The 8945-nt window shown below is 70.6% G+C and carries 5 protein-coding genes; all 5 read left to right on the top strand.

All coding sequences use genetic code 11. The features are described from left to right. Window positions 1–223: 223 nt before the first annotated feature. Window positions 224–1462: an NAD(P)/FAD-dependent oxidoreductase gene (locus AC5LUJ_RS14060; protein ID WP_250280736.1), complete on the top strand. Its 1239-nt coding sequence runs from the start codon at window positions 224–226 to the stop codon at window positions 1460–1462. A gap of 232 nt (window positions 1463–1694) precedes the next feature. Further along, a complete protein-coding gene (locus AC5LUJ_RS14065; RefSeq protein ID WP_445548433.1) occupies window positions 1695–2918 on the top strand; it encodes an acyl-CoA dehydrogenase family protein in 1224 nt (407 codons plus the stop codon). A 206-nt stretch (window positions 2919–3124) separates the two neighbouring features. Next, complete coding sequence (locus AC5LUJ_RS14070; protein WP_250280735.1) at window positions 3125–3658, top strand: PaaI family thioesterase; 534 nt, start codon at window positions 3125–3127, stop codon at window positions 3656–3658. A 456-nt stretch (window positions 3659–4114) separates the two neighbouring features. Further along, a complete protein-coding gene (locus tag AC5LUJ_RS14075) occupies window positions 4115–4768 on the top strand; it encodes an SGNH/GDSL hydrolase family protein (protein ID WP_250280734.1) in 654 nt (217 codons plus the stop codon). Window positions 4769–5293: 525 nt separating this feature from the next. Then, window positions 5294–8945 (top strand): beta-ketoacyl synthase N-terminal-like domain-containing protein (locus AC5LUJ_RS14080; protein ID WP_493465067.1); only part of this gene is annotated, 3652 nt, incomplete at its 3' end.

Raw genomic sequence — 8945 nt, forward strand, 5'->3', positions numbered from 1 at the left:
CCTCCCAACGCCCGGTGAACCTGTGGAGAATTCTCCGGATATCTTTCCGGTGTTCTTCCGGGCCCTTCCCGGGTTGTGGGTCAATTGTGCCGCCCAATTGGGCGATGTATCTCGGCGGTAGTTGTTGACTCTCGTTCCGGCAGCTGTGGAAAATCGACCCGTACCACTGCCGTGTGTAATACCACCGCGGGCTTCGCCGGGTTCACGACAGGAGCACATTCTCATGTACGACGTCATCGTTGTCGGTGCGCGCTGCGCCGGTTCACCACTGGCGCTGCTGCTCGCCAGGCGAGGCCACCGGGTCCTTGTCGTCGATCGGTCTACCTTCCCGAGTGACACCGTCTCGACGCACTATGTTCACCAGACCGGCCTTGCCCGGCTGCGGGACTGGGGCCTGCTCGACCGCCTCGTGGCGTCGGGCGTCCCGCCGATAAGAAACCTGATCATGTCCTACACCGGCATCCACATCGAGGGCTTCGCCGACCCGATCGAGGGCATCACCGAGGTCTACTCCCCGCGGCGCACCGTCCTGGACGGCATTCTCGTCGACGCGGCGCGCGCGGCCGGAGTGGAGATCCTCGAGGGCTTCACCGTCCAGGACGTGATCTTCGAGGACGGCCGTGCGGCCGGTATCCGGGGCCAGTTCGGCGACGGGCCGGAGCAGGAGTTCCGCGGCTCGTTCGTCGTCGGCGCGGACGGCCGGAACTCGACGGTCGCGGACAAGGTCGGGGCCGACTTCTACCGGGTGGTCCCGGCGAGCTGCTTCGTCTACTACTCGTATTTCAGCGGCCTGGACTGGAGTTTCCACCACCGGACCGGCTTCAACGAGCAGCAGATAGGAACGTGGCCGACCAACGACGGCCTGAACCTGCTGTCCCTGCTGCGCCGGCGGGAGCACTTCAGCGCGTTCCGCACCGACGTGGAGAACAACTTCCACGCGGTGTACGACGAGGTCGTCCCCGAGCTCGGTGAGGAACTGCGGGCGAAGGGGAAGCGGGAGGAGAACTTCCGGGTGATGCGTTACCCGGACAACTACTACCGCCGCTCCAACGGGCCGGGCTGGGCGCTGGTGGGGGACGCCGGATACCACAAGGACCCGTTCACCGGCTGGGGAATCACCGACGCCCTCGTGTACGCCGAGCTCCTGGCGAACCATCTGCACGAAGGACTGGCCGGCGAGCGCCCGATCGACGACGCGGTGGCGGAGTACGCCAGGCTCCGCGACGAGCGGAGCAAGAGCACCTTCGAGTTCACCTGCATGATCTCCGAACTCCTCCCGCTGCCCCCCTTCTTCGACTCGGTGCTGCGCGCCACGAGCCAGAGCCCGGAATACACGAAGAAGTTCTACGCGATGATAGGCGGGGGCATCCACGGTGAGGAGTTCTTCGCTCCGGAGCACCTGGAGAAGCTCTACGAAGCGGTCGGGACACCGCGGGACAAGCGGCTGCTCACGGCCGCCTGACCGTTTCTCGCCCACATCTGCCCGTATAAGCCTGTATCAGACAATACCTGCTGGTATAGGACGATATCGCTTCTCGCCTGTACCGCTCCTCGGTCATCAGGTGCCCTGGTGTACCGGGGAGCCAGGGGAGCGGGGAGCCGGTGAACCAGGCGGCGCGGCAGGAGGAACGGACGCGCCGCCCGCCGCCCCCGCGCGGCGGCGGCGCCGACACAGACCAGGAGCGTGCCCAGCCGTGAACGCCGTACCCACCGCACTCACCGCACTCACCGCGTCCAGCGCGTCCAGCGCGGGCAGCGCGGGCGCCAGCCCGCAGCGGATCGCCGAACGCACGAGGGCGTTCGTCCAGGAACATGTCTTCCCGGTCGAGCGGGAGATCATCGTCGACGGGCGTCCGATGGACGACGCGCTGCGGGTGCGGCTGCAGGAGGCGGCACGCCAGGCGGGGGTCTTCGGCCCGCTGTCGCCGGTGGCCTACGGCGGGCTCGGCCTCGACACCCGTGCCCTGGCGCACGTGCTGGAGGCCGCCGGCGCGAGCCTGATCGGCCCGATCGCGGTGAACGCGTCCGCCCCGGACGACGGCAACATCCACCTGCTCGCCCACCTCGCCACCGCCGAGCAGGCGCGGCGGTACCTGGAGCCGCTGGCGCGCGGTGAGGTCCGCTCGTCCCTCGCGGTGTCCGAACCGTCCCCGGGGGCGGGGTCGGATCTCGCGATGCTGCGCACGACCGCCGAGAAGGCCCCCGGCGGCTGGAAGATCAACGGTGCGAAGCACTTCGTCACCGGAGCCGACGGGGCGGCGTTCAGCATCTGCATGGCCGCGACCACCGGTGGCTCGACCATCTTCGTGGTGGACCAGGACAACCCGGGGCTCACCGTCGGCCGCCGCATGCCGACGCTGGACCACAGCGCCCCGGGCGGCCACTGCGAGGTGACGTTCGACGACTGCTTCGTGCCCGACGACGCCGTGCTCGGCGAGGCCGGGAAGGGCTTCGAGCAGATCCAGGCACGGCTGGCCCCCTCCCGCATCATGTTCTCGATGAGCTGGCTGGGGGTGGCCGTCCGGGCGCACGAGATGGCGGCCGCGCGGATCGTCGGGCGCGAGGCGTTCGGGACAGCGGTCGCCGGCCACGGGATGGCCCAGGCGCACGTCGCCGACAACGAGATCGACATCGCGGCCGCCCGGGCGCTCGTCCACTCGACAGCCGCCGTGATCGACGAGCGTGGCGCGCTCAGCGGCGCCGCGCGCCACGCGTCCGCGATCACCAAGACCTTCGTGTCGGAGGCGGTCTGGCGGGTGCTCGACCGCGTGGTGCAGCTCTACGGCGGGCTCGGTGTGTGCGAGGACGAACTGGTCGCCCGCTTTCTTGTCGAGGCGCGGGGTTTCCGGATCTACGAGGGCCCGTCCGAGGTGCTGCGCTGGTCCATCGCCCGCCGGGTGCTGCGCGCTCACCGGTGAGGCGCACCGGCGAACTCCGCTGGCGAACTCCGCTGGCGAACTCCGCTGATGGGCTCCGCTGGGCGCCGCCGCGGTGCGGACCGTCTTCGTGCCCGTTTTCCCCCGCCCCGCGCGCTCCTGCCCGCATGGCGCTTCACCTCTTTTTCCGCCGCCTCCGGTGACCGGTTCGACACCTGTTCACGGTCCGGTAGGAAAACAGTGTTGGGATGGTAGACGTGACCAGTGACACGCGGGTTCCGCCCGCCCAGGCCGGGTATGCGATATTCAGCGAGGCCACCGGCGGAGTCGTCGACTACGAACGGATTCGTGAGATCACGAACTCGCTCGTGCCCTTCGGTCGTTTCGTCGGGGCCGATATCACCGAGGTTGGGCCGGACCGCGCGGTGGTCGAGATTCCGGCGGACAGGAACCTCACCAATCATCTGGGGACGGTGCACGCCGGCGCGCTCTTCCTGGCCGCGGATATCGCCGGTGCCGCCGCGCTGGCCGGCGCGCTGGCGCCGCGCCTGGCCCGGGTCGAGTACACGGTGGTCCGGGACGCGCGGTCGATTTTCCGGAAGCCGGCCGTCGGCCGGGTCCGCGCGATCGCCACCGTGGACGAGCGAGAGGCGCGGCGAATCCTGGCCAGCACGGCCGCGGAGCAGTTCGACCTGGACGGCAGGGCGCTGCTCTACGACGACGCCGACGTGCTGCTGGCCAAGTTCCACTTCGACTATGCCTGCAGCATCGCGGCGGGCTGAACGGGTTCCGCCGGCACTGTGGACGAACTGGTGCAAAACCTGTGTAATGCTGTAAAATGTATCGGTCGCACAAGTTTCCCGAAGAGTGCGTGACGATGTCCGGGCACGCCCGGCGGCCTCCCGCGACAGTGGCAGCGGGCCGGTGATGTATGGCGGGCCCCACGGGACAGTGAACTCTGCCGAAATTTGTCGAGAATTCTGGAGCGGGCATCCTGTTTTCCCGTGGATAGCGTCGATAGCCCGCCCTGATCAGGCAATAGGTATCCGGGATTGGCGTTGACCGTTCTTTCGGATGCTTCGCACAATTGAGAGGAAACTTGCTGGCGAATGCCCGTGCCAAGACCTGCCGGATAACATGACAGGGGTGTGAACAATGCGTGACGACCGCACGGACGGGTGGGCTGGCATCCAACTTGTGGAATCTTTTCGCGGGCAGCTCGGGACGAAGCGGGGAACATGATGGCGAAAGCGCGGATGACGGTCGTCGGTGACAGTTTCGTCGAGGGCCGGGGCGACCCCGCACCGGACGGGGCGTACCGCGGCTGGGTGCCCCGGTTCGCCGAGATGTTCGGGATCGCGGGCAGCGGCTGCCTCAACCTGGGGACCTTCGACGCGACCACCCAGGATGTGATCGACCGGCAGCTTCGGGTCGCGCTGGTGAACAAGGCCCCGCTGATCGGGTTCGTGGCCGGGGTCAATGACCTGATCCGGGACTACGACGCGGCCCGCTTCCGGCGGAATCTCGAGGCGATCTTCGCGACGCTGTCCGGCCCGGACACGGTGATGTTCACCGCGACCTACGCGGACATTCCCGGCAACCTCCCGTTGCCGGCGTCCTTCCAGGAGCTCCTGCGGGGCCGTTTCGCCGAGGCGAACGAGTACCTGCGGGAGATCTCCGCACGTACCGGCGCGCTCTGCCTGGACGTCGTCGACAGCCGGGAATGGGCGGACCCGGCCATGTGGTCGGCCGACGGCCTGCACCCCAGCCCCATCGGTCACCAGCACTTCGCCGAAGCCATGGCGGACCTCGTCGGCCTGGCCACCGGAATGGTGCCGCTGTCCACGGCCTCCCCGTTCGCCGGCGTCGGTGCCGGACCACTGTCGTACTAGACCAGCCCGAACATCGGACCAGCCCGAACATCGGACCAGCCGAGACAACAGACCAGCCGATATGCCAGATCACTCGGAACACCAGATCACCTGAAATGCCAGGACGGCCGGCGTGGCAGGACGGCCGGACAGGCACGGTCATGGTTTTTCTCGCGCCGGCCGGCAGCCGGCCGCGGATGTCCGCACGCCGATCCAGAAGGTCCCACCGGCCCGGCTTCACCGGGCCGCCGCACGGCACGGCCGAGTGGGGAACCAGCGCCGCTGGCTCCCCGTCCCGGCTCTTTCGTGTGCCCGCGGGCACCGGGCGAGCCGGCGGAACATGCCGGATCCGAGGCGCCCGCCGGCGGCCGGCCCAGGAACGGGAACCCGGGAGAGAAGTTTCCGGGAAAGCAGTATCCGGGAAAGCGGGGCGCGGAAACGCGGAGCCTCGCGGGCACCGCACCCGAAAACGCGGGCCCGGGCCACGGAAAAGGCCGGGACCATCCGCTGCGACAAGGCTCAAGGAAAGCTCAGGAGAGGAAAACGGTGAGCGGCGACACGCTGGCGCAACGGCGCCTGGCCGACAATCCGATCGCGATAGTCGGTATGGCCGGTCTCTTCCCGAACGCTTACAACTACCGGGAGTACTGGCAGAACATCGTCGACGCGACGGACTGCACACAGGACGTCCCGGCGGACCGGTGGAACCTGGACGACTACTACGACCCCGATCCGACCGTCCCGGACATGACCTACTCGCGCCGCGGCGGCTTCATCCCCGACGTCGACTTCGACCCGCTGGAGTTCGGCATCCCGCCGAACCAGCTCGAGGTCACCAGCGTCATGCAGACCCTGAGCCTGATCGTGGCCCGGGACCTGCTGCGCGACGCGGGCGCGACCGGCTCCGACTGGTACGACGCCACCCGCACCGGGGTGGTCCTGGGGGTCACCGGGCCGGTCCCGCTGATGCATCCGCTGGCCGCCCGGCTGTCGACCCCCGTCCTGAAGGAAGTGGTCCGTAGCTGCGGGCTCAGCGCGTCCGACGCCGAGGCCATCGCCGCCAAGTACGTCCAGGCGTTCGCGCCGTGGGAGGAGAACTCCTTCCCCGGCCTGCTGGCCAACGTGGTCTCCGGCCGGGTCGCCAACCGCCTGGGGCTGGGCGGGATGAACTGCACGGTGGACGCGGCCTGCGCGGCGTCGCTGTCAGCCCTGCGGATGGCCGTGGCCGAGCTGGTCGACGGCCGGGCCGAGATGATGATCGCCGGTGGCGCCGACACCGAGAACTCGATCTTCGGGTACATGTGCTTCAGCAAGACCCAGGCCCTGTCGAAGAGCGGGCGGATCCGGCCGTTCGACGACGCCGCCGACGGCACCCTCATCGGCGAGGGCATCGGCATGATCGCGCTGAAGCGGCTCGCCGACGCCGAGCGGGACGGCAACCGTGTCTACGCGGTCATCCGCGGCATCGGCTCGTCCAGCGACGGCCGGTCCAAGAGCATCTACGCGCCCCGTGCCGAAGGGCAGCGGCTGGCGCTGGCCCGCGCCTACGCCGACGCCGACTGCTCGCCCGCGTCCGTCGAGCTGTTCGAGGCACACGCCACCGGCACCGCGGTGGGGGACAGGACCGAGCTGTCCGCGCTGACCGAGGCGCTGGCCGAGGCGGGCGGCGAGCGGCACTTCGCCGCGGTCGGCAGCGTGAAGTCGCAGATCGGCCACACCAAGGGCGCCGCGGGCACGGCGAGCCTGATAAAGCTCGCGCTCGCCCTGCACCACCGGACGCTGCCGCCGACGATCAACGTGGAGCATCCCAACAGCGCGATCGACTTCACCGGCGGGCCGTTGTACGTCAACACCCGGACCCGGCCGTGGATCCGCGACCCGGCCCGGCCGGTCCGCCGGGCCGCCGCCTCGGCGATGGGCTTCGGCGGGACGAACTTCCACGTCGTTCTTGAGGAACACACGGCCTCCGAGGAGCACACCGGCGAGCGCCGCGCCACCACGACACTGCACCGCACCGCCCGCGCCCACCTCTGGCACGCGGCCGACACCGCCAGCCTGCTGGAGCTGCTGCGCTCCGGCGCCGAGCCGGGCGACAGCACGCCGATCCCGGCGGAGCACGCCCGGGTCGGCTTCGTCGCCGTGGACGACGAGACCGCCCAGCGCCTGCTCGCCCTGGCGGTCGAGCAGCTCGCCGCCGCCCCGGACGCGGCGCAGTGGACGCATCCGGCGGGGGTGTTCTTCCGCGCCCGGGCGCTGGCCGGCCTGAAGGTGGGCGCGCTGTTCGCCGGGCAGGGCAGCCAGTACCTGGACATGGGCCTGGAGGCGGTGCTCAACATCCCGGCCGTGGCCGGGGCCGTCGACGACGCGAACGAGGCGTTCGCCGGAGCCGACCGCCGGCTGGGCGCGATCATCTACCCGCCGCCCGTCTTCGACGCGGAACTACGCCAGAAGCAGGAGAGCACCCTGCGCCGGACCGAGTACGCCCAGCCCGCGATCGGGGCGCTCTCGGCCGGCCAGTTCCGCTACCTCGCCGAGCTGGGCCTGCGCTGCGCGGGATTCCTCGGGCACAGCTTCGGGGAGCTCACCGCGCTGTGGGCCGCGGGCGCCCTCGACGACGCGGACTTCTTCCGCCTCGCCCGCGCCCGCGGCGAGGCGATGGCCCCGCCCGCCGAGGACCCCGACCACGACCCGGGCACCATGGCCGCCGTCCAGGCCACCCGGGAGCAGGTCGACGACATCCTCCGCGCCTTCCCCGGCGTGGTGATCTGCAATCACAACGCGCCGGACCAGGTGGTCGTCGGCGGGGAGACCCAGGCGGTCGGCGAGGTCGTCCAGGAATGCAAGCAGCGGCAGCTGGGCGCCCGGCCGCTGCCCGTCTCCGCGGCCTTCCACACCTCCCATGTGGCGCATGCCGTCGAGGCGTTCGGGCACGCCGTCTCGACGGCGCGGATCGGCGAGCCGCGGCAGCCGGTCTACGCCAACACCGCGGGCGTCCGGTACGGGCCGGACACCGAGGCGAACCGGCGCGCGCTGACCGAGCAGCTGCTCCAGCCGGTCGAGTTCGTCCAGGCCCTGGCGGCTATCCGTGCGGACGGCTGCAACGTGTTCGTCGAGTTCGGCCCCAAGCAGGTGCTGACCGCGCTGGCCAGGCGGACCCTCGAGGAGTCCGGCATCGTCGCCGTTCCCACCGACGCCGGCCCGCTCGGCGACAGCGACGTCGCGTTGAAGCAGGCCGCCGTCCAGCTCGCGGTTCTCGGCGCGCCGATCAGCGGGATCAACCGGTACGACGCCCCCGCGTGGGTGGCGCCGAAGTCCCGGGGCATGGCCGTGACCCTGAACGGAGCCGACTACGTGCCGGAGTCCCGCCGCGCCGCCTATCGGGCCGCGCTCGACGACGGTTTCCGGGCGTCGGTCGTCACTCTGGCCGCCAGCGGCGCCAGCGGCGCCAGCGGCGCCAGCGGGACAGGCGGCAACGGGACAGGCGGCGACAACGGTTTCGGGCTCGGCCTCGGCCTCGGGGCTGGTAACGGGATCGACGCGGATGTCGCGGACGCCCACCGGGCCGCTCGTCAGGACGGCCACCAGGTGCCGGCGGACGCGGCGGCGCCGGGCGGCCCGTCGGTACCCGGCCCGTCGGTCCTCTCCGCCGGCCATGCCGCCGCATCATCGACGGCCGCATCCTCGACGGCCGCGCCAGCGCCGACCACGTCGGCGGCCCCACAGCCGGCGGCAGCGTGGCCGCCGGCCGTCGCTATCGCCGCACCACCGGCGGCGGCCCACTCCCACAGCGCCGACGCGGTGGGCAGCGGCCGTGTCGATGATGCCGGGGACGGCAGCGGCCTCGACGACGTGGTCGCGCAGCATGTGGCGCTGCACTCCCGGTATCTGGAAAGCCAGCTGCAGGTCGCCGAAGGGCTGGTGGAGATCCTGCACCAGCGGCAGCCCGGCGTGGACGAGGCCGGCGGGGCCTGGCTCGCGCGGGCGGTCGAGAGCGTGAAGGACCAGAGCCTGGCGATCGGGCAGGCGCACATCCGCGCCAACGAGATCCTCTCGTCGCTGGCCGAGATCGAACGCGGCGGACAGCGTCCCCCGGCGATCAACGGCTACCTTGCACCAGCACCAGCACCAGCACCAGCCGCCTTCGCCCCGTCCGCCCCGCCGCCGCCGGCTCTGCCGGAGCAGCCGCGCCGGACAGAGA

It is taken from the genome of Protofrankia sp. CiP1_Cm_nod3, from assembly GCF_982290655.1.